This window comes from Bacillus chungangensis, from assembly GCF_030812995.1.
In the GTDB taxonomy this organism is placed as follows: Bacteria; Bacillota; Bacilli; order Bacillales; family Bacillaceae_C; genus Bacillus_CF; species Bacillus_CF chungangensis.
In genome coordinates this window covers 140,891-162,487 of record NZ_JAUSTT010000001.1, presented here as the reverse complement: position 1 = coordinate 162,487, position 21,597 = coordinate 140,891, and the positions used below count along the sequence as shown (strand labels likewise).

Annotated in this window: 20 protein-coding genes, 2 pseudogenes and 1 other annotated feature; all 22 genes and pseudogenes read left to right on the top strand. The window is 38.5% G+C overall.

Annotation, left to right across the window (positions count from 1 at the left end; translation table 11 throughout):
- Positions 1-83: 83 nt before the first annotated feature.
- Positions 84-824, top strand: coding sequence for a prepilin peptidase (locus J2S08_RS00800; protein ID WP_307225705.1), 741 nt, complete (start codon positions 84-86; stop codon positions 822-824).
- A gap of 452 nt (positions 825-1,276) precedes the next feature.
- Positions 1,277-2,293, top strand: a complete 1,017-nt coding sequence (locus J2S08_RS00795; protein WP_307225703.1) for a hypothetical protein — start codon at positions 1,277-1,279, stop codon at positions 2,291-2,293.
- A 116-nt stretch (positions 2,294-2,409) separates the two neighbouring features.
- Entirely contained in the window at positions 2,410-2,970 is a 561-nt protein-coding gene (locus tag J2S08_RS00790) for a Maf family protein (protein WP_307225701.1), read from the top strand.
- Positions 2,971-3,036: 66 nt separating this feature from the next.
- Positions 3,037-3,522, top strand: a pseudogene (radC, locus tag J2S08_RS00785) (RadC family protein); the annotation flags it as partial.
- A 663-nt stretch (positions 3,523-4,185) separates the two neighbouring features.
- Positions 4,186-4,389: pseudogene (locus J2S08_RS00780) on the top strand (JAB domain-containing protein); the annotation flags it as partial.
- A gap of 312 nt (positions 4,390-4,701) precedes the next feature.
- On the top strand, positions 4,702-5,715 hold the full coding sequence (locus J2S08_RS00775) for a rod shape-determining protein (protein WP_307225699.1): 1,014 nt from the start codon (positions 4,702-4,704) through the stop codon (positions 5,713-5,715).
- 361 nt (positions 5,716-6,076) lie between these two features.
- A complete protein-coding gene (mreC, locus tag J2S08_RS00770) occupies positions 6,077-6,967 on the top strand; it encodes a rod shape-determining protein MreC (RefSeq protein WP_307225697.1) in 891 nt (296 codons plus the stop codon).
- Entirely contained in the window at positions 6,964-7,482 is a 519-nt protein-coding gene (gene mreD, locus J2S08_RS00765; RefSeq protein ID WP_307225695.1) for a rod shape-determining protein MreD, read from the top strand. The genes mreC and mreD overlap by 4 nt, the downstream gene beginning before the upstream one ends.
- A gap of 528 nt (positions 7,483-8,010) precedes the next feature.
- Complete coding sequence (minC, locus tag J2S08_RS00760; protein WP_307225693.1) at positions 8,011-8,691, top strand: septum site-determining protein MinC; 681 nt, start codon at positions 8,011-8,013, stop codon at positions 8,689-8,691.
- 2 nt (positions 8,692-8,693) lie between these two features.
- The gene (gene minD, locus J2S08_RS00755; RefSeq protein WP_307225691.1) at positions 8,694-9,497 is read left to right on the top strand and encodes a septum site-determining protein MinD; all 804 of its coding nucleotides are present in this window, start codon (positions 8,694-8,696) and stop codon (positions 9,495-9,497) included.
- A 297-nt stretch (positions 9,498-9,794) separates the two neighbouring features.
- Positions 9,795-10,565 (top strand): M23 family metallopeptidase, encoded by a 771-nt coding sequence (locus tag J2S08_RS00750; RefSeq protein ID WP_307225689.1) that lies wholly within the window; start codon positions 9,795-9,797, stop codon positions 10,563-10,565.
- Complete coding sequence (locus J2S08_RS00745) at positions 10,558-11,424, top strand: M50 family metallopeptidase (RefSeq protein WP_307225687.1); 867 nt, start codon at positions 10,558-10,560, stop codon at positions 11,422-11,424. The genes J2S08_RS00750 and J2S08_RS00745 overlap by 8 nt, the downstream gene beginning before the upstream one ends.
- 251 nt (positions 11,425-11,675) lie before the next feature.
- Positions 11,676-13,109 (top strand): Rne/Rng family ribonuclease, encoded by a 1,434-nt coding sequence (locus J2S08_RS00740; RefSeq protein ID WP_307225686.1) that lies wholly within the window; start codon positions 11,676-11,678, stop codon positions 13,107-13,109.
- Between the two features lie 681 nt (positions 13,110-13,790).
- A complete protein-coding gene (locus tag J2S08_RS00735; RefSeq protein ID WP_307225684.1) occupies positions 13,791-16,094 on the top strand; it encodes a ribonucleoside-diphosphate reductase subunit alpha in 2,304 nt (767 codons plus the stop codon).
- Positions 16,079-16,552, top strand: coding sequence for a flavodoxin (locus J2S08_RS00730; RefSeq protein ID WP_307225682.1), 474 nt, complete (start codon positions 16,079-16,081; stop codon positions 16,550-16,552). Before J2S08_RS00735 ends, J2S08_RS00730 begins: the two co-directional genes overlap by 16 nt.
- Positions 16,503-17,540, top strand: coding sequence for a ribonucleotide-diphosphate reductase subunit beta (locus J2S08_RS00725; protein ID WP_307226137.1), 1,038 nt, complete (start codon positions 16,503-16,505; stop codon positions 17,538-17,540). Before J2S08_RS00730 ends, J2S08_RS00725 begins: the two co-directional genes overlap by 50 nt.
- A gap of 105 nt (positions 17,541-17,645) precedes the next feature.
- Positions 17,646-17,725 (top strand) — a sequence feature (ribosomal protein L21 leader region).
- A 14-nt stretch (positions 17,726-17,739) separates the two neighbouring features.
- Complete coding sequence (rplU, locus tag J2S08_RS00720; protein ID WP_307225680.1) at positions 17,740-18,048, top strand: 50S ribosomal protein L21; 309 nt, start codon at positions 17,740-17,742, stop codon at positions 18,046-18,048.
- An 11-nt stretch (positions 18,049-18,059) separates the two neighbouring features.
- Positions 18,060-18,392 carry a ribosomal-processing cysteine protease Prp gene (locus tag J2S08_RS00715; protein ID WP_307225678.1) on the top strand — a complete coding sequence of 111 codons (333 nt, stop codon included), beginning with the start codon at positions 18,060-18,062 and terminating at the stop codon, positions 18,390-18,392.
- 13 nt (positions 18,393-18,405) lie between these two features.
- Positions 18,406-18,696 (top strand): 50S ribosomal protein L27, encoded by a 291-nt coding sequence (gene rpmA / locus J2S08_RS00710; RefSeq protein ID WP_307225677.1) that lies wholly within the window; start codon positions 18,406-18,408, stop codon positions 18,694-18,696.
- A 361-nt stretch (positions 18,697-19,057) separates the two neighbouring features.
- Positions 19,058-19,591 carry a Spo0B C-terminal domain-containing protein gene (locus tag J2S08_RS00705; protein WP_307225675.1) on the top strand — a complete coding sequence of 178 codons (534 nt, stop codon included), beginning with the start codon at positions 19,058-19,060 and terminating at the stop codon, positions 19,589-19,591.
- A 31-nt stretch (positions 19,592-19,622) separates the two neighbouring features.
- On the top strand, positions 19,623-20,915 hold the full coding sequence (gene obgE / locus J2S08_RS00700) for a GTPase ObgE (RefSeq protein WP_307225673.1): 1,293 nt from the start codon (positions 19,623-19,625) through the stop codon (positions 20,913-20,915).
- 146 nt (positions 20,916-21,061) lie between these two features.
- A complete protein-coding gene (locus tag J2S08_RS00695) occupies positions 21,062-21,520 on the top strand; it encodes an ACT domain-containing protein (protein ID WP_307225672.1) in 459 nt (152 codons plus the stop codon).
- Positions 21,521-21,597 lie beyond the last annotated feature (77 nt).

Sequence of the window (21,597 nt, the reverse complement as noted above, 5' to 3'; positions counted from 1 at the left end):
TTCTAACACCTTATGTCGGATTGAGACAGCAGCTAATATGCCAGTTTTATACAAAATTAGAATGAAGTAAGGAATGAGAAAAAATGTACGTAGTAATCATTTTTGGCCTTGTTTTAGGTTCCTTTTTTAATGTCGTCGGTTTAAGGATTCCTCTCCAACAGTCTATTGCAGGACCTCGATCAGCGTGCCCTAACTGTCAGCGGAATTTAACCCCACGAGAGCTAATTCCAGTTCTTTCATATCTGATACAATATGGGAGATGCAGAGGTTGTCGAACCCTTATCTCTCCACTATATCTGCTCGTTGAGACGATGACGCCACTCTTATTTGTGTTTGCCTTTTTACAGATTGGCTGGAATGTAGAATTAATGATCGCTTGGACGCTTATTTCTTTATTCATGATTATTTTTGTATCTGACATCACCTATTTGTTAATTCCCGATAAACTTTTGCTTTTTTTTGGAGGCATTTTTTTAATAGAAAGAATCTTGTTTCCCCTTCAGCCATGGTGGGATTCACTACTTGGAGCTATTAGTGCATTTGTTTTGTTGCTTTTAATAGAACGTTTAAGTGATGGCGGCTTAGGGGGCGGAGATATGAAGCTTTTTGCTTTAATTGGCTTTGTCCTCGGTACAAAGCTTGTCCTCTTATCTTTTATTGTATCGGTTATTTTAGGCGCGTTCTTTGGACTTATAGGACTTGTTTGTGGATTTTTAAAAAAAGAGAAACCGATTGCTTTTGGCCCTTTTATCGGCCTTGGTACTTTAATCACTTACTTTTATCATCTGGAGATCATGAATTGGTATATTTCTCTTTTTTCATAGATAGATATTTTTAGATACGAAATACCATGGTAATTTATCCCACATCTAACTGGCAGTAAGACCCCCATCTCAAGAGTAAGAGGGATCGAAGAAGTCTAGGTGGGGGATAACTGCCAGTAAATGTCCGATTGGTTCAACTAACCATCAGTGGGGGATGAGAGAAAACCCCCACTGATGGAAGTTTCACTTTATCTCGTATCTAACTCTAGTAAAACTTAATAACATGAAGCATTAGAAGCGCTCAGTAGAAGGGAATTAGCGGCGAAGGGACGTCGAGTTTTTAGTTTGTCCTGTATACATGAATAAGAGAAGCCCCCTATCAATAGAAATCTCACTTTATTAAAAGTAAAAATGTTGACGAAATCTTCTTGAACGAGGCGACAAAAGTCTTGTTCTTTTTTTTTTTGATTATGTTAGCATAAAGCAAAATCAAGCACCAAGGGGGTTCGACAATGGACAAGCATTCGAAAACAACTTGTGATAACATCACCATTAAAATTAGCGGAAAAGAAATGCCAATATCAGAGGAGATGAAAGTTCATCATTGGCAAGTAGAAAAAGAATCAGCAGCAGCTGAAGAAGAATTATTAGAGCAGCCATTTGTTACATCTGCAAGTACTGATAGTTCTAATGAGAAGCTGGAGACGTTTAAGAGAATTCATTACGTTCCGCCAAAAAAAAAGAAGGTAAACTTTCTATTAGGAAATCGCCATGAAATGCTTACAGGTTTCCTTCTATCGTGGAAAGCTGCAGTTACTGCAATTGTGATCGGACTAATATTTGGTTTTGTGATGCTTAAAATCGCTATATATCCTGGGGATTTTTTTGCAGAACAAGCGGTGAAGAAAGAAAAAGTTGTCCAGCATAAAAAAGAAGAAAATGGTACTCCTACACCGCAGCAAACAGCGGCGATTCAATCGATGAGCGTAGCCGTTGTGCAAGGGGGGGTTTTTAGCAGTGCAGAGGCGGCAGAAACTACTGCTAGTGTTGTGAAGGGAAAAGGATTGCCAGCAATGGTTGTCGAAATGAACGGCCAGTACTATTTGTACATGATTGGTGCGGAAAATCTGGAGACTGCAAAAGAATTAGGAGATAAAATAGCAGCACAAAATGTTGAAGTTTATGCGAAGGAACTCGCCATCGCAGAAAAAAACATTCAAGTAGAAACGAAGGCGGAAGCGGAATTTCTTCAATTAACTCATTCTTTGTTTCTTACAATGCTGGAAGTGGAGACAGCCGGTTATTTCAAACGTCCTATAAATCAAGAAAAATTAACAGCTATTGAAGAAAAAATCAACAAAATTAAAAACATTGATCAGATAAAAAATAAAGGAATAAAAAGCTTGCAAACCGAACAGCTGAAAAGCTATCAAGCCTTTAAACAATATCTTGAAGCAAAAACCGAAACAGAGTGGATTGCTGCTCAACAAGCTCAGCTTAACTATTTAAAACAGCTTATATCTCTATAATAAAACTTTGCTTTTCTCTCATGATAGGGGGAACAATACGTGGAATCTTGTAAAATAATGATGTATTTGATACGATAGCCTTGTATCTCCCTTGATGATAAAAAGTAGGTGAAAACATGTCGGAAATTATATTAGCTTCCAAGTCGCCTCGTCGAAAAGAATTATTTGAAAAGTTAAATATCCCTTTTGAAGTAATCACAAGTGAAGCAACAGAAGAAATTGATCAATCGATGGCTCCAGATAAAATTGTTATCGAACTTTCTATCAGAAAGGCTAGAGCTGTTGCAGCGCAATATCCAAATCGGATTGTCATTGGAGCTGATACGATTGTAGCATGTCAGAACAGCATCCTCGGGAAACCTGCCGATCGCTCTCATGCAAAAGAAATGCTTACGATGCTTTCTGATCAGACCCATACTGTTTATACAGGTGTTGCGATCATACATGAGCAGGACGTCCACACTTTTTGCGAGAAAACAGATGTGACATTTTGGAAGTTATCACATGACGAAATGGAGGAATATTTAGACAATGATGAGCCCTATGACAAAGCTGGAGCATATGGTATTCAAGGAATAGGAGCCTTTTTTGTCAAATCAATTACAGGGGATTATTATGCAGTGATGGGCTTACCTATTTCTCGCTTGCGTCGTCTGCTTCGGAAAATGGGCATTTAAACGATGATTTAAAATATTTCTCTCCTCATGGGATTCTTCAAAATGTCCTGAAGGAGGAAAAAAAGCATGAAATCATTGATGATGAAAGATTTCCCCACTGATGAACGCCCACGAGAAAGACTTATCCAACACGGTCCTCAAAGTCTTTCAAACCAAGAGCTCTTAGCAATTTTATTAAGAACTGGCACAAAATCAGAATCGGTTATTCAATTAGCTAATCGACTCTTAGCACACTTTGAAGGACTCATGCTTCTAAAAGACGCTTCAATTGATGAAATCATCTCTATTAAAGGAATAGGATATGCAAAAGCTGTACAAATCAAGACAGCAGTTGAAATTGGCAGACGAATCGCCAACCTCTCTTATGATGACCGCTTTGTCATTCGAAGTCCAGAAGATGGTGCAAACTTTGTCATGAATGATATGCGCTTTTTAGCACAAGAAAATTTCGTATGCCTTTATCTCAGCACCAAGAATCAAGTGCTGCACAAACAAACTGTTTTTGTCGGAAGTCTAAACGCCTCTATTGTTCATCCACGCGAAGTAGTGCGCCCATAAGGCAAGGTAGGAAATCTGCTTTAGCAAAGCAGTAGGAAATTACCACAGATCTCCTATCATAAACCAGCTTATTTAGAAGGGAAACCAACTAGGGAGTGTAGCATGCTGGTAAAGTCATTCTGTTGACTAGCTGCCAAGTCACAACAGAAGGGCGAAATGAAATCGATGGACAAGGATGAAAGCTGGATTGCTTAAATGATAGCTCAAGGTGGTTGAGTGGAACCCATAGCTAAGGCAGTGATTCGCTATGCAAGATGAGATGCATTCTTCATACTTCGGGATGTGTCGTGTGGTATCATCTTGGCCGATCTCTATGTGAGTATTAATGAGCGAAAGTCACATCCGATACCAAAGAGTGCTTTTTCTACCTAGCTAAATGGGGATTGCCTAAGTTGGAAAGCCGAATATGATAATATTTGGCTGAAAACCCCAATATGGCAACGGAACTCTCGTAGTAGTCTGAAATAGGGAAAGCCTATTACATGGCAAAGGAGAGTAGTTTATCTCGTTTTTATCCGATGGAAGATGCGGGAGGCGTAGAAATCTCCAAACGGATGGAAAACGGCGGATAAATGGAAAGCCGTATACTTTGAGAGGAGTATGTACGGTTTGGAGGGGAGCAATTTAAACCTAGTGAATAGAAATTGTTTACCCTACTTTAAAGAAGCATTTCGGCGCTCTGCTGCTTCCATTATTTGTTGCCACAATCATCCTTCCGGCGACCCAACGCCTTCAAGAGAGGACATTGAGGTGACAAAACGACTTGTTGAATGCGGGAGAATTATCGGTATTGAAATACTGGATCATCTTATTATTGGTGACAATCAATTTGTAAGTTTGAAAGAAAAAGGGTACATGTGACTCTATGATTTTAATCGAGATTACGATATAATTAAGGTTATGTTTTTGTAAAAGATTTGATAAAGATTTGAAAGCTTTTGTTAATGAAGCAGAAGTCTTGAATGAACAAATGGGCATTGAATATAAAATAGGCAGTGAACCAACTTATTTCGCACTCCTTCCTATTTTTATAAAGACATGCAAATTTTGTATATTGAAAATGGCAGAAAAGATTTATTGTGGAAATACAGAAACAAAAAAGCAAAAGATAACGTCTACTTTGTAGGACATTCATTGGCAATGTACTTCGTATCAGAAAGGGAGATACAAAACATGTTCGGAATTGGCACAAGAGACCTTGGCATTGACCTTGGCACAGCAAATACACTTGTATATGTTAAAGGAAAAGGAATCGTTTTACGAGAACCATCGGTAGTTGCGATGCAAACCGACATAAAAAAAATCGTCGCTGTAGGAAATGATGCAAAAAACATGATCGGCAGAACCCCAGGAAATATTGTTGCAATGAGGCCAATGAAGGAAGGAGTAATTGCCGATTATGAAATAACTGCGACAATGATGAAATATTACATAAATCAAGCATTAAAAAATCGCGGTATGTTTGGCGGGAAGCCTTATGTCATGATTTGTGTTCCTTCAGGAATTACTGCTGTAGAAGCAAGAGCGGTGATTGATGCAACACGGCAAGCTGGAGCACGGGATGCTTACACGATTGAAGAGCCTTTTGCAGCTGCAATTGGTGCGAACCTGCCTGTTTGGGAGCCAACGGGAAGCATGGTGGTAGATATCGGCGGTGGAACGACCGAAGTGGCGATTATTTCTTTAGGTGGAATCGTCACAAGCCGTTCTATTCGCATTGCTGGTGATAATGTTGATGAAGCCATTATTAATTATATACGCAAGAAATATAATTTGTTAATCGGTGATCGAACTGCCGAAACGATTAAAGTAGAGATTGGTGCTGCTGGTAATGCTGAAGACATCGGATCAATGGAAATTCGAGGCCGTGATTTACTAACAGGCTTGCCAAAAACCATTGAGATTACTGCAGTCGAAATTTGTGAGGCGCTTCGTGATACTGTGAATGCTATTGTCGATGCAGTAAAAAATACATTAGAAAGCACCCCTCCAGAACTTGCAGCTGATATTATGGATCGCGGAATCGTGTTAACAGGCGGTGGTGCACTGCTGCGCAACCTAGATATGGTAATTAGTGATGAAACAAAAATGCCTGTCTTGATTGCGGAGGACCCGCTTGATTGTGTAGCAAATGGAACCGGCAAAGCACTTGATCATATTCACCTTTTCAAAAACAAAACAAGATAATATAAATGGCTATTTTTGAGTATTTCTATGACGTTCGATTAACGTTGTTTTAAACTTAAATTTTTTTGCTTCATATCTAAGTAAATTTTGCCTGCATAGAAAGTCTCCACCTTTAGCAATGACCCTACAGGCATAAAAGCATTGTTTATAAAATTTAAAGGTGAGCGGCAGATTTTACTAAATTAGCGTTTGGTATAGTTCTACAGCCATTGGTATTCAAGCAATGCAGCATACTGCTGCGTTCTTAGCTTGAAATCCTTTATAAAGGGGATAAACACCCCCAATGATGCAAGCATCCATTTAGGTGAATAGGTGCACATCATTGTCTATATTTCTGGAACGGCGAAATGAGGTGTAAATCATGCCGCAATTTTTTCTGAACAAGCGTCTGATTATTTTATTAATCAGCATCATACTATTAGTGGCATTGATTGGATATTCTATTAAAGGCAAAGATAATATATCGTGGCCAGAAAAATTTATTATGGATATCGTCGGCTTCGGGCAATCCCTTGTCTCTAAACCCGCTAACGGTGTAGCGGGTTTCTTTGAGAACGTAGCTGATTTGAAAAATACATATAAAGAGAACAAAAAATTAAAAAAACGTCTTGAAGAATTAGCAAAGTTGGAGATTGAAGTAAATGATCTAAAAAAAGACAATCAGGATCTCCGAGCTATCATCGGCGGCAAGGAAAAAGATTTGCGAGACTTTGAGACTGTACAAGCAACTGTCATTTCAAGAAATCCTGATCGTTGGCAGGAGCATATCGTGATTGATAAAGGCGAGGTTGCTGGAATAAAACCTAATTTGGCTGTTATCACGGCTAATGGGCTACTTGGCAAGGTTATATCAACAGCGCCGATGACTGCAAAGGTAGAACTATTAACAGCAAATAATCCAAAAACAAGGATATCCGTTATTATTCAAGGAGAAGGGGAAGCTGAAGATATAGATAAAGGAATTATTGAAGGCTATGACATGGAAAAGGAAATGTTGATTTTAAAAAGAATTCCAATTGAGGCTGAGCTAAAAGCAGGGCAAAAAGTCATCACTTCTGGTCTTGGCGGTGTATTTCCAGCCGGCTTGCCTATTGGTACGGTTAAGGAAACGGAACCAGAGGAATATGGGTTGACACAAACAGTTTATGTGAAACCAGCAGCAAACTTTAATGGCCTTAAGCATGTAATGATTGTTAGTCGGACAATGGTAGAAGTAGATCAAGAAACCGATAAAGAGGTGGGGGCGAAATGAGGCGCCTGATAATCCCACTTCTTTTGATTGGCTGTTTTATTGGTGAAAGCATATTTGTAGAGTATTTTTCTCTTGATGCTTTTAGTGGACATCGAATCATTGTCCCCCATTTTTTGCTAGTTGTCTTGCTGTTAATGACCGTTTATTACTTTCGAAATCGTACGATCGCAGCAGCCTTTCTTTTTGGGCTTTTTTACGATGTTTATTATACGGGGATTTTAGGCGTTTATCTGTGTCTTTTTCCTTTATCTGTCTATTTAACTTCTAAATTAATGAAAATGTTACAGTCGAATTTGTTGATTGTTTCTATTGTAACAATTATTAATATAGCTTTTATAGAAGTGATGGTATACCAGCTGAATCAACTTATTTTTAATGTTCCAATGCAATGGACAGAATTTGGAGATTTACGCTTATGGCCAACCTTGATATTGAATCTAGTATTCTTTATCATTGTTGCATATCCAATAAAAAAACAACTTCTATTTCTAAAGAAAAAAGAAGAAACAAGCTAACATGGAGCAAATGGCATGTTTAACTGGATTTCCGAAAAGAATTCTCCCACTTCTAAATGTGAAGGGTATAGCCCAATGAAAGTGGGAGATGAATTTTCGGTTAGTGTAAGCCAAAATATTGTTCTATAATCAACCTATACACTATGAAAGGTTGATGACAGGGATGTGAATGCAAGTAAGAACTTGCTGAAATTAGCCATGTAGTTGGTATTTTCTCTAGGGGCAGGGACTGCCCTTATAGCTTGGTAAATTATAGATAGCTAACAAAAGTATCTAGTTCCCAAGAAGCTCCCACTTCAATCAGACCGCAAGGTCAATAAGTGGTGAGTAGTTCACATGATGCCCGACAAATGATTCATATGGACGTACTATTTATATGCTTCGTGGTTATGCAGCAGCGATTCGATACTGACTTTCACTGTTATTTTTCACGGGCTTTTTGAAGAGATATCCTCAGTAAAAATAGTTTTCTTAAAGGGAAACACTAGGCAATTGTCGAAATTATAACCATTGAGGTGAACGACCGCCATGAAGAAAAAACAAAATGTGATTATTAAGGGCACAAAAGAGGGTTTAACACTCCATTTAAGTGATTTATGCTCTTATAATGAATTGAAAGAAGAATTGTTTGAAAAGCTTACCCTTCATCCTAACGGTTATGGTGACGATCATCATATTTCTGTTCGCATTCAATCGGATAACCGCTTTCTGACAGAAAGTCAAGAACAAGAGATAAAAGATTTGGTCGAAAAGAAGAGTAATCTTGTTGTGGAAGGATTCACTTCGAATGTTATAACGAAGAAAGAAGCTAAACGATGGAAGGAAGAAGGGGAAATTGCTTCGATAGCCGCTATTATTAGATCAGGCCAGATATTAGAAGTGCCAGGAGACTTGCTGCTTGTTGGCGATGTAAATCCTGGCGGCATTGTGAGAGCAAATGGAAACATTTTCATTATGGGTGCGTTAAAAGGAATCGCACATGCAGGTTATCAAGGCAACACCAATGCTGTCATTGTAGCTTCTTCCATGACGCCATCCCAGCTTAGAATTGCCAAATACATGAATCGGGCACCAGACTATTATGATAAAGAAGGACAACGTGAAATGGAATGTGCTTACATAGATGAATCAGAGCAAATTGTCATTGATCGATTGCAGGTGTTAAGACAGCTTAGACCTAATATTACTAGATTTAAAGGGGGGCGCTAACGATGGGGGAGGCTATTGTCATTACATCAGGAAAAGGTGGAGTAGGAAAAACGACCACATCGGCAAATCTAGGGACTGCTCTCGCAATGCAAGGCAAAAAAGTATGTTTGTTGGATACTGATATTGGGCTGAGGAACCTTGATGTTGTCTTAGGACTTGAAAATAGAATTATTTACGACCTAGTAGATGTTGTTGAAAAACGCTGTAAAATTCACCAAGCATTAGTAAAAGACAAACGATTTGAGGATTTATTATATTTGCTTCCAGCAGCTCAGACGTCTGATAAAACCGCTGTCAATCCAGAACAAATGAAAGAATTAGTAGGCGAATTAAAGCAGGATTATGATTATGTCATCATTGATTGCCCAGCAGGGATTGAGCAAGGCTATAAAAATGCCGTAGCAGGAGCAGATAAAGCGATTGTTGTAACAACACCGGAGATTTCCGCTGTTCGAGATGCAGATCGCATCATTGGATTGCTGGAAAAAGAAAAAATAGAGCCGCCAAAGCTTATTATTAATAGAATTCGTAAACAAATGATGCAAAACGGTGATGTGTTAAATATTGATGAGATTACGACACATTTATCTATAGATTTACTTGGCATTGTCATGGATGACGAAGAGGTGATTAAATCATCCAATCAAGGAGAGCCGATTGCAATGAATCCAAACAGTAAAGCATCTATTGCCTATCGCAACATTTGTAGGCGTATTCTTGGCGAGTCTGTACCGCTGCAATCTTTAGAAGATGAAAAAACAGGGATGTTTTCCCGATTGAAACGCTTTTTTGGTGTAAAAGCATAAAATGAAGCCTCCATCAGTGGAGGTTTTATTATTTTCCTCAAGGAATACGAGACTATCTATCACCTGTTGTTTATTGCTGTTGGATCGTTCCGCTTCTTGCTACAAAAGTTTTTTAAGGTTGGAATACATATTCTTGTAAGCTGTAGAAATTATAAATGACATTTTAAAACTTGATGTTTCCTTTCTTTTAATTAAAAAGAGAGAGATGCATACAGAAGGCGAATCTTCGCATGCTTGTCATAATTGTTTCAATCCATTCATAAAATGAATACAAACTTTAAAAGGGATTGGTGTGTGATGACAAATCGTGCCGATGAGCTGCGGAGGAGGATGGCAAGGCGGAAACAGCAGAGAGATTACGAGAGAAAGAAACAAGCAAGTTTATTTCATGAATATGGGGGGAGTGGACTTGAAACGAATGAAGAAATTACTTATGATTCCTTCTCCACATCACATCATCCTCAACGATTTTTAAATCGTGAAGCTTTTACTTTGAAATTATTATTATCCGCGGTATTGGTCCTATTGACCGCTATTATTTTTCGCTCTCCAACGACAGCTTTTGAAAGTTCAAGGGCTTTTATCGTTAAAACAATGGAGTCAGAATTCCAATTTGCAATGCTTGCTGATTGGTATGAGCGGCAATTTGGAAGTCCGTTGGCTATCTTGCCATCAAGCAAGGAGAAAAAAAATGCTTCTTTTACGGATCATGCTTATGTGCTTCCGGCTTCTGGAAAAGTATTAACAGCTTTTTCTAAAGATGAGCGCGGTATTTTGATAGAAACTGGAGATGATGCAGTAGTAGGAGCAATGAAAGAGGGAACAGTCATATTTACAGGGCAAAAAGAGGACCTTGGAAACACCGTGATTATTCAGCATCCAGATCAATCTGAATCTTGGTATGCATATTTAGAAACAATGACAGTAAAGCAATATGAACGAGTGGCTGCTGGGGAAAAAATCGGAATTGCTTCTTATCATAAAAAAGACTTGGCCCCAACTTTTTATTTTGCAATTAAACAAGATAATCAGTTCATTGATCCGAATAAGGTGATTAACTTTGAATAATCTTTGGATACTCTTGCAAAAAGTGCGTATTCACCCACTCTTTTGGCTTGTTGCAGGAATGGCAGTTTTGACAGGATACTTTTACGAGCTGATCACACTTTTTTGCATCATCTTTATTCATGAGATGGGACATAGTATGGCAGCTCATCTTTTTTCTTGGCGCATCCATAAAATCATCATCCTACCATTTGGCGGGGTTGCAGAAATGGACGAACATGGAAATAGACCGCTTAAAGAAGAATTATGTGTTGTCGCGGCTGGTCCTTTACAGCATTTATTGTTAGCTGCTGCTGCTTTTATTCTGCATCAATTTTCATTTCTTTCAGCAGCATCTTTCGACATGTTTATGGAATTCAATTTAATGGTTCTTTTGTTTAATCTTCTTCCTATTTGGCCGCTTGATGGTGGAAAACTTTTATATCTTTTATTTTCCTGTTATTTTCCATTTTTAAAAGCATATCGACTTAGCATGATGTATTCTTTTATATTTTTAATTTGTTTACATTTGTTCGTGCTAATTTTGGCTCCACTTCAACTGAGTATATGGATTGTATTAGGATATTTATATATCTCTCTTTGGATGGAGTGGAAACAGCTGCACTACGTTTTTATGAGATTTTTGTTAGAAAGATATTATGGGAAAAAATCAGAACTTCAACACTTGAAACCTTTGCGTGTTGCCCCATTTGAATTAGTCAACGATGTTGTAAGGAAATTTCACCGTGGATATAAGCACCCGCTTATTGTTGCAGAAAACGGTAAAGAGCTAGGTGTTTTGGATGAAAATGAATTGCTTTTCGCCTGTTTTGCTGAAAATCGCCTACATGCAAAAGTGAAAGATATTCTCTCTCCTTATTGAAACATACATACATTATCCTAACTAAAAGAACCGTAGGGACTAAGGGGATAGCTTGGTTTATAAGAGAAACCGCTGTTGTCTAATGTACGCCACTATAATGAGTATGTGCTCTGTTCCCAAGAAGCACCCACCTCTAAACGTTAAGCATGTAAGGGTAATAAAGGTGGCGTGTTGTTCACTCTGCAAAAGTAACGTTATTATTTATAATGTGTTAAAATAACAGACAGAAACTCCAGACAGGTGGGAACGATTTGAATCAAATTATTGTTCATGATAAAACAAGGGAAAAACGTTTTGCCATTCTTCAAGATCAGCAAATAACAGAAGTTTTTATCCAGCGTCCAGAAGGTGAATCAAAAGTTGGCAATATTTATTTAGGCAAGGTTGCACAAGTGAAAACCGGCATGGATGCTGCTTTTGTTGATCTAGGTGCTGGGAAGCATGGCTATTTGCATCGTGATCAAATTCCTGCTTATCTTCATTCAGATGAGAAGAATAAACAATTATTTCCGCTTACTCGCTTTCTGCATGAAGGAGAGAAAATTTTGGTACAGGTGAAAAAAGATGAGACAGAGCTGAAAGGCGCTTTGTTAACAGCACTAATTGAGCTCACTGGCGATAATCTCGTTTATCTTCCCGATGGCAGATATAGTGCTGTTTCGAAAAAGGGTGATCATGAAACAAGAACGAGATGGAGAAAAAAGTTAGCATCAGTGAAAGAGGAACGAGAAGGAGTCATTGTTCGGACAGAAGCATTCTCGGCTTCAGAAGCAGATGTGTTGGCTGAATTCACATTACTTCGCCAACAATATCAGCAATTGCTTATAAAATGTCAAGGAATGAAAGCACCTGCACTTCTTCTTCAAAAGATGGACTTCCACGATGCCCTATTAGCAGCAGTTAAAAAATTAGGTTCTGGGACAATTTTTTTTGATAACCCCGCATCTATGAAAAAAATAAAAGAAAGATTGGCAGCAAACGATTTAATGAATTGGGAGATGCATGAGCAAACTCTTTATCTTGAGGAAGAGCTGATGAAAGCACTCAAGAAGGTTGTTTGGCTTAATAACGGCGCCTATTTTCTCATTGAAGAAACCGAAGCTCTTATCGTGATAGATGTTAATACAGGTAAATTTACTGGGAAACAAAATCAACAAGAAACCGTTTTACAAACTAATCTTGCGGCTGCTAAGGAAATTGGAAGACAGATAAAATTACGTGATTTGAGTGGAATCATTTTAATAGATTTTATCAACATGCGAGACGAACATGAGCGTGCACTTGTTAGCAATTGTTTAGAGAAGGAACTCATAAAAGATGAGCGGAAATCAAAAATCATCGGATTCACTTCTTTGGGTATTTTACAAATTACTCGAAAAAAAACAAAGCATTCATTAATAGAAACGATGTTAACCAATTGTTCAGTATGCAGTGGTACGGGAAAAGTTGAAAGCGCAGAAACAATCGCATTTCGGTTAGAAAGAGAATTAATGGAATGGATGCATCGAGATCAAGAGGAAGTGCTAATCGAAATGACGGAAAGTGTAAAAGATGTATTTTGCGGTGAAAATAATCGTTATTTGCGAAAATGGGAAGAAATGCTTAAAATGAACATTCAACTTAATATAATTGATGCCTGTCGTCCTGAATATAGGATAGTAAGATTCGGCTCGAAAGAAGGTTGACATGAGCAATGACGGGAAGTGATCCCTCACCTAAGGGCTCTAAACGGAGCCCGATATTTTTTTGCCTATTGTGACTTTAGTAATTAGTTTTTGATTGTTTTTATTCATAGTTTGAGGTGAAAAAAATAGAGATTGAAAATCAAAAAACAGTATGTTATGATGAATGAAACACAACATATTGTTAGTGTTTATTGTAAAAAACACAATATATTGTTATTTGTGAAATGGGAATGCAAATTTTTTTGTCAAGATGAATCGAAAACCTGAAAAAACTATTCACAAAGATTCCTACAGTGCAGGAACGTTTTATTGTCATTGACATACTATCCAAAATAGATGGTGTTAAAAATCTTTGTTCCATTACAGTAGTTTCAGATTCTTCAGGAATTGGGAAGATGAAATGATAGATTGAAATTGTATTGGCTTTTTTTTTGCTTTGTTTTTCACGCTATCGTTTGATCTGCTCAAGATTGAGCGGTTTTTTAATCCAGAAATGGACAGACAGCACCTTTCTCAAAAAATGGTTTGTATAGGGCAGCTGCTTTAAGACTCCGATTAGTTCTAAACTCGGAGAGAGGGTAAATTACTCAAGTGGTTACTTGGGATCTATCATTAGCAGGGGGAATGAAAGAAGCCTTGCTAGTGTAGGTTTCATTTTAATTATAGTGGAGGAGATTAGCATTGACAACAATTATCACAAAAAACGAAGGGAAACGACGACTCCCATTTGATCAAAAAAGATTAGAGAAATTCATTGACGCAGCAGTTGTTGCATTCCCGCATATTCAAACGGATGCATATAAGGCTAAAATTGTTCGTACGATAACGCAGTATGAAGAATATAAAGCAACCGAAATCACGAACCTGCTTATTCTAACAGCACTTGAAAATATCGATATATCAGACCCTGATTGGACATATGTTGCTGCAAAAGTCTATTTGCAGTCGCTATACAAACAAGCAAGCCGCAATCGTGCCTATGAAGCAGCAAAAAAATATGGGGATTTTTACGGATTGTTGAAAATCCTTGCTGATAAAGGCGTGTACTCACCGAATATTCTTGCGAAATATTCTCGAGAAGAAATCGTTGAAATGGCAAAAATTATCGATCCTTCATGCGACCATCTCTTTACATACGTTGGTTTGCGCACTTTAGCAGACCGTTACTTGGCAACAGATTATCATAAGCACGTATATGAACTTCCTCAAGAGCGGTGGCTAGTTATTGCTCTTTATTTAATGCAAGATGAACCGAAGAATAAACGATTGGATTTAGTAAAAGAAACGTATTGGGCATTGTCGCAGCTCTATATGACAGTTGCTACTCCGACATTGGCGAATGCTGGAAAATCTCATGGTCAATTATCATCCTGTTTTATTGATACTGTCGAAGATTCCTTGATTGGCATTTACAATAGCAACACCGATGTAGCACGTTTATCCAAAGATGGCGGCGGAATCGGCGTTTATCTAGGAAAAGTAAGAGCTCGTGGGTCTGCAATAAAAGGGTATGTTGGAGCTTCATCTGGTGTGATTCCGTGGATGAAACAATTGAATAATACGGCAGTAAGCGTTGACCAGCTTGGAACACGTAAAGGAGCAATTGCTGTCTACCTTGACATTTGGCATGCAGATATCATGTCATTCTTAGATGTTAAATTAAATAATGGAGACGAGCGCCAAAGAACGCACGATTTATTCCATGGCGTCTGTATTCCTGATTTGTTTATGGAGCAAGTGGAACGAAGAGGAGATTGGTATATCTTCGATCCTCATGAAGTGAGACGTGTGATGGGCTACTCCTTGGAAGACTTTTATGATGAAGAAATTGGCAAAGGCTCTTTCCGTGAACGCTACGATGAATGTGTCCGTAATAATGATTTAAAGAAAACAAAGGTGCCAGCAATCGATATTATGAAACGCTTGCTGCGCTCACAGCTGGAAACAGGCGGTCCATTTATGTTCTATCGTGATGAAGTGAACCGCAAAAACAATAACAAACATGCAGGAATGGTTTATTGTTCAAATCTTTGTACAGAAATCAGCCAAAACCAAACACCAACTGAACAGCTAAGTGAAGTGATCGAAGGGGATGAAATTATCATCCGCAAAAAGGCAGGCGACTTCGTTGTATGCAATCTTTCATCAGTTAATTTAGGACGAGCTGTTCCCGACAATGTGATGGAGCGGCTTATCCCAATCCAAGTGCGAATGCTGGATAATGTCATTGACCTGAATACAATTGATGTAAAACAAGCAAGAATAACGAATAACAAGTATCGAGCGATTGGACTCGGAACATTTGGCTGGCATCATTTGCTTGCATTAAAGGGCATTGCTTGGGAATCGGACGCAGCTGTTCAGCTTGCTGATGAACTGTATGAAGAAATCGCCTACTTAACGATTAAGGCGAGTGTAGACCTTGCTAAAGAAAAAGGCGCATATCCGAAGTTTGCGGGAAGTGATTGGCAGACGGGAGAATATTTTGTTTCTAGACAGTATATCAACAGCAAAGAAGAAATACGGAAAGAAAATGAACACAATACAAGGTGGCATCAACTTGCCTATACAATTCAGCAAGAAGGCATTCGGAATGGCTATTTATTAGCAATCGCTCCGAACGCTTCCACCTCTATTATTGCAGGCAGCAGTGCGAGCATTGATCCAATTTTTGATGTAATGTATACAGAAGAGAAGAAAGATTATCGCATTCCTGTTACAGCACCTGACTTATCTCACGAAACATACGACGTATATCGTAAAACCGCTTATAAAATTGATCAATTTTGGTCTATTAAACAAAATGCGGCAAGACAGAGACATATTGATCAGGCCATTTCTTTCAACTTTTATGTACCGAATTTTATTCGTGCATCTGTATTGCTAGAACTGCATATGCAAGCATGGAAAAATAGAATGAAAACGACTTACTATGTCCGTTCTACGGCAACGGCAGTCGAGGACTGTGAATGGTGTCAATCATAATTTGTTATGCAAGCTTTAGTGGAAATACGAAAGAAGTGGCGGAGTTAATTGCTCAAACGTTAGCTGATTTAGGTCATGACGCAGTGCTGCACCGGATTAATAGGAACACACCGCCTCCCGACTTAACGCCATACGATATGATCATGATGGGTACTTTTACTTGGGGAAAAGGAGTAACACCGGCGATTATGAAGAATTTTGTTGCGGATGTTGGATATAAGCCGGAAAAAATAGCTGTTTTTGGAACAGGAGATACACAATTTGGAGGCGATGATTTATTTTGTCGAGCAGTTGACAGGCTTGCAGTCTTTTATGAATCTCCTTATACTGTTTTGAAAATCGAACAATCTCCACGTGGGGGACAGGAAGAAAAAGTAAGAAAATGGACGAAAGAGGTTTTACAAATTGATGAACTTATTAACGAAAGCAAAAGTGCTGGAACCAGCAAATCCGAATAGATCGACAGCGTTATTTGGTGGAAAAGCAAGCGGCATCCTTAATTGGAATGATATTGCCTATCCACACTTTTATGACCATCGTGAACAAATTCGTGCATTATTTTGGCGAGCGAGTGAAATTGATATGACGCAAGATATTAAACAGTTTCCCACGCTGACGGAACGAGAACAGGACGCTTTCTTAAAGATCATTGGCTTGTTGGCGACGCTCGACGGTCCACAAACAGATATTGCTGCGAAAATATCAGACTACTCTACAGATCCATCTGTAAAGTCGATTATGGCAACAATTGCAGATCAAGAAAGTGAACATAATCATAGTTATGCGTATGTTCTTTCCTCCGTCACAACGCTTGCAAAGCAAAATGAATCTTTTGAAACCGGTCGGAAAGATGAAGTGCTTCTAAAGCGAAATGAACGGATAATGGACGTATATAATGAATTTGCGGCATTTCCTACAATTGAGAATGTATTGAAGGTAATGATTTACACAGCTTTGCTCGAAGGACTTTTCTTTTACAGCGGCTTTGCTTTTTTCTACAATTTAGCTCGTCATAATAAAATGGTTGGTACATCTACGATGATTTCCTACATTAACCGTGATGAACTGCAGCATGGTCGTTTCATAAGTGAATTATTTCGTGCAACTCTTGCTGAGAACCCTCATTTAAATACAACAGAGCTAACCGATTGGGTATATGATCAGTTCCGCTACTCTGTTGAACAAGAAGCATGCTGGAGTCGCTACGTGCTTGCTAATATCGATGGCATTGATTTGTATGAAATGGAAGGATATGTTAAATATCGCGCTAATAAAATGCTTCGAATGCTTGGGCTAAGTGAAATTTATCCTGATCATATTGAAAATCCAATGAAATGGATTAGAGCGTATGTCGATAACTTTGATGGCAATAAAACAGACTTCTTTGAACAAAAAAGTCGTCAGTATACAAAAACAAGCGATTTAAACGGATTTGATGATCTATAATATTTAGTAGAAACCAACTGTATAAAATGAGTGGATATCAAAGACTAAAAGAGGGTTGACATAACAATACAAATGTGATAACATTTCTATGTTGTATTTGTAGCACCCGTGCTACAACCGCACATGGCAGGTAGCAAGCTTTTACATACGTAAAACGCCTGTCCTTGGCGAGTCTGAGTTAATGAAGGAGGTGCAAGCAATGTATGCAATTATTGAAACAGGCGGAAAACAGCTAAAGGTGGAAGAAGGCCAAGAGGTTTATATTGAAAAATTATCTGCTGCCGAAGGTGAAACTGTTACATTCGATAAAGTACTTTTCGTTGGTGGCGACCAAGTTAAAGTTGGCAGTCCTTTAGTGGAAGGCGCTACTGTGACAGCTAAAGTCGAAAAGCAAGGACGTCAAAAGAAAGTTGTCGTTTTTAAATATAAGCCTAAGAAAAACTATCATAAAAAACAAGGTCATCGTCAACCGTACACAAAAGTAACGATTGAGAAGATCAATGCATAAGGCTAGCGACAATGATACATGTAGAAATTAATAAGCATGCAAACGGTGATATTTGTTCATTCACATTAGATGGACATGCTGATTTCAATAAGAGAGGCAAAGATATCGTTTGTGCTGGCGTATCTGCGGTTGTTTTCGGCACGATTAATGCCATTATGGAATTAACGAAGGTCGAACCAATAGTAGAGCAAGGGAAGAAAGGCGGTTATCTTCGCTGTATCATTCCTGACAATCTTCCACTTGAGATCAATAATCAAGTACAACTCCTGCTACAAGGTATGTTCGTATCTTTGCAAACAATTGAAATGGATTATAGTAAATATATAAAAATAACTTTCCAATAGGAGGTGGAATAACATGCTAAGATTAGATCTTCAGTTTTTTGCATCTAAGAAAGGTGTAGGCTCAACAAAGAACGGCCGTGATTCAATTGCAAAACGCCTTGGTGCAAAACGTGCGGACGGTCAATTTGTCACAGGTGGTTCAATTCTTTACCGTCAACGTGGAACAAAAATTCATCCAGGTGAAAATGTAGGCCGCGGCAAAGATGATACACTTTACGCAAAAATGGACGGTGTTGTTCGTTTTGAACGACTAGGCCGTGACAAGAAAAAAGTAAGTGTTTATGCGGAAGCACAAGAAGCATAAACAAAGAAAAGCTCTAACCGAAGTTTCGGCTAGAGTTTTTTTCTGCTCAATCATTGGCAAGAGAGAAGTAATGAATGGTTTAAGAAGCAATACATCGCACGAAGAAAAAGTAAATCCTTTTTTTTCGTGCGATGTATTGTGTTTGAGCATTCCTTTTGATACTGAAAGTCGAAGTGATTCATTTCAGTAGGAAGTACATATTCAATTTTAAATCCTTTCTTTTACGTATTGATAGATGAACGAAAGAAGATCAAATTGAACAGACGTGAAACTTTCCCTTTGTTTTTACGTATTCATGATGAAACAAGTTATTTTCTGATATACTGAAAAGAGATATTGACTGGCAAGAAGGAGTGCGGGAATGAACGAAAACTGGACAATTGTCGAAGTACTAAGGCACGCACGTCACGATTGGATGAACAATTTACAATTAATTAAAGGCAATCTTGCCTTAGGTAAAATTGATCAAGTAGAACGAGTCATTGACGACATTATTTTAGAAGCCCAGCAAGAGTCCAGACTCTGTAACTTAAAGCTTCCGCAATTTGCGAAAATGCTGCTGTTGTTTAATTGGGAAGCTCACACATTTTATTTGGAATATGAAATTTTAGATGATTTTCATCCAGAGAATGTAGATGATATAGCTTTATATCAATGGACAGCTGCTTTTTTTCAGCAATTAGAGAATAATGTCTTGCCGAAGTTTGACAATCATCTTTTCTTATCAATTGCACATCATGAAAAAGGAGTCTGTTTCTTTTTTGAATTTGAAGGCAAACTGAAAGAGAAAGCATCATTAAAAGCTTGGCTTGATAGGACAGGCGAAAAGTTTGCGAAGAACATTTTAATAAAATCATGGAAGGATACTGAATTTGCTATTGATGTAATTATATGAACGAGGACTAATTTGTGAGGAGATTTAGATTATGTTTGTGGATCAGGTTAAAGTTTATGTAAAAGGCGGCGATGGCGGAAATGGAATGGTTGCTTTCCGCCGTGAGAAATACGTGCCAAAAGGAGGACCGGCAGGAGGTGATGGCGGCAAGGGTGCTGATGTCATTTTTGAAGTAGATGAAGGTTTGAGAACATTAATGGATTTCCGTTATAAACGCCACTTTAAAGCGGCGCGAGGAGAACACGGGATGTCAAAAAGCCAGCACGGTAGAGGGGCTGAGGATCTAATCGTAAAAGTGCCGCCGGGAACAGTAGTAATCGATGCAGCAACGGAAGAAATCCTTGCTGATTTAGTAGAGCATGGGCAAAGAGCTGTCATTGCGAAAGGTGGACGCGGTGGACGAGGCAATAATCGTTTTGTTACTCCAGCTAATCCAGCTCCAGAAGTAGCTGAAAATGGTGAACCGGGACAAGAGAGAGATGTAGTGCTTGAATTGAAAGTGCTTGCCGATGTTGGGCTTGTTGGATTTCCAAGTGTTGGGAAATCTACACTTCTTTCGGTTGTATCGGCAGCAAAACCCAAAATTGCTGCTTATCCATTTACAACAATTGTCCCTAATCTGGGAGTTGTGGAAACGGAAGATAGCCGCAGCTTTGTGATGGCAGACTTGCCAGGGTTAATTGAAGGTGCACACCAAGGAGTTGGTTTAGGGCATCAGTTTTTACGCCATATTGAAAGAACACGGGTCATTGTTCACGTCATTGATATGTCTGGATTAGAGGGCAGAGATCCTTATCAAGACTATCTTACAGTAAACAACGAGCTAAGTGAATATAATTTACGTTTAACTGAGCGTCCACAGTTAATTGTGGCAAACAAAATGGACATGCCTGATGCAGAAGAGAACTTAGAAGCGTTTAAACAGCAATTATCAGTGGATGCTCCGATTTTTCCTATTTCAGCTTTAACAAGAAAAGGGTTACAGGCATTGCTTTTTGCGATTGCTGATCAATTAGATTGTACAGAAACATTCGAACTTTATACGATCGAAGAACAAGACGATGTAAATCGAGTTGTGTACAAGCATGAAAAACAAGAAGCAGCCTTTACGATTACTCGTGATTCGGATGGAGCCTTTGTAGTAAGTGGAGACAAAGTAGAAAGATTGTTTAAGATGACGAACTTTGAAAGAGAAGAATCGATTCGACGTTTTGCTCGACAGCTTCGTTCCTTAGGAGTTGATGAAGCACTTCGACAACGAGGCGCTCAAGACGGAGATACAGTACGTTTGCTCCAATATGAATTTGAATTTGTTGACCAGTAATAAACAACTTATGGATTTCTGCTGTTATATGCTTATTTCAGGATTAGTATTCGTTGAAAAGATGAAAAGGGTAAGCCTCCGAATGGTTGCATAAAAGGGAAAATGGTTTTGATGGGAGTGTTATGTTAAGAAAGGAGCGAGGCCAATTGGGAAGAAAAAAACCATTAAATAAAAAGTTTTACCTAGTTAGGGAGGACATTTTACCAGAAGCTATGCAAAAAACGTTGGCAGCAAAAGAGTTGTTGGAGCGAGGAAAAGCTTCTTCAGTATGGGATGCTGTCCAGCAAGTTGACCTTAGTCGGAGTGCTTTTTACAAATATCGTGATACTGTTTTTCCGTTTCATACCATTGTGAAGGAAAAAATTATCTCTTTATTTTTCTATTTGGAAGACCGCTCAGGAACATTGTCCGAATTGCTTCGATTAGTAGCAACTTTCCGCTGTAATGTATTAACCATTCACCAAACGATCCCGCTTCAAGGACGTGCAAACGTCACATTGTCAGTCGATGTTACCGATATGGAAATTAATATGGATGAAATGTTAGCGAAACTTAGAAGAATGGAATTTATTGAAAAAGTGGAGGTTTTAGGTTCAGGCGCTTAAATGACATCGCCATTAAAAATGAAAACTGCATGACTTCCGGTCATATCTTACCAACTTAACTTATACAAGTCTCCACC

Bases quoted from the DNA above. Each gene is read 5' to 3' on its own strand.
- mreC (WP_307225697.1), top strand. From the start codon at position 6,077: ATGCCGCAATTTTTTCTGAACAAGCGTCTGATTATTTTATTAATCAGC.
- J2S08_RS00775 (WP_307225699.1), top strand. From the start codon at position 4,702: ATGTTCGGAATTGGCACAAGAGACCTTGGCATTGACCTTGGCACAGCA.
- J2S08_RS00795 (WP_307225703.1), top strand. From the start codon at position 1,277: ATGGACAAGCATTCGAAAACAACTTGTGATAACATCACCATTAAAATT.
- J2S08_RS00790 (WP_307225701.1), top strand. From the start codon at position 2,410: ATGTCGGAAATTATATTAGCTTCCAAGTCGCCTCGTCGAAAAGAATTA.
- J2S08_RS00715 (WP_307225678.1), top strand. From the start codon at position 18,060: ATGATACATGTAGAAATTAATAAGCATGCAAACGGTGATATTTGTTCA.
- J2S08_RS00800 (WP_307225705.1), top strand. From the start codon at position 84: ATGTACGTAGTAATCATTTTTGGCCTTGTTTTAGGTTCCTTTTTTAAT.
- rplU (WP_307225680.1), top strand. From the start codon at position 17,740: ATGTATGCAATTATTGAAACAGGCGGAAAACAGCTAAAGGTGGAAGAA.
- J2S08_RS00750 (WP_307225689.1), top strand. From the start codon at position 9,795: ATGACAAATCGTGCCGATGAGCTGCGGAGGAGGATGGCAAGGCGGAAA.
- J2S08_RS00730 (WP_307225682.1), top strand. From the start codon at position 16,079: ATGGTGTCAATCATAATTTGTTATGCAAGCTTTAGTGGAAATACGAAA.
- J2S08_RS00725 (WP_307226137.1), top strand. From the start codon at position 16,503: ATGAACTTATTAACGAAAGCAAAAGTGCTGGAACCAGCAAATCCGAAT.
- mreD (WP_307225695.1), top strand. From the start codon at position 6,964: ATGAGGCGCCTGATAATCCCACTTCTTTTGATTGGCTGTTTTATTGGT.
- rpmA (WP_307225677.1), top strand. From the start codon at position 18,406: ATGCTAAGATTAGATCTTCAGTTTTTTGCATCTAAGAAAGGTGTAGGC.
- minD (WP_307225691.1), top strand. From the start codon at position 8,694: ATGGGGGAGGCTATTGTCATTACATCAGGAAAAGGTGGAGTAGGAAAA.
- J2S08_RS00705 (WP_307225675.1), top strand. From the start codon at position 19,058: ATGAACGAAAACTGGACAATTGTCGAAGTACTAAGGCACGCACGTCAC.
- obgE (WP_307225673.1), top strand. From the start codon at position 19,623: ATGTTTGTGGATCAGGTTAAAGTTTATGTAAAAGGCGGCGATGGCGGA.
- minC (WP_307225693.1), top strand. From the start codon at position 8,011: ATGAAGAAAAAACAAAATGTGATTATTAAGGGCACAAAAGAGGGTTTA.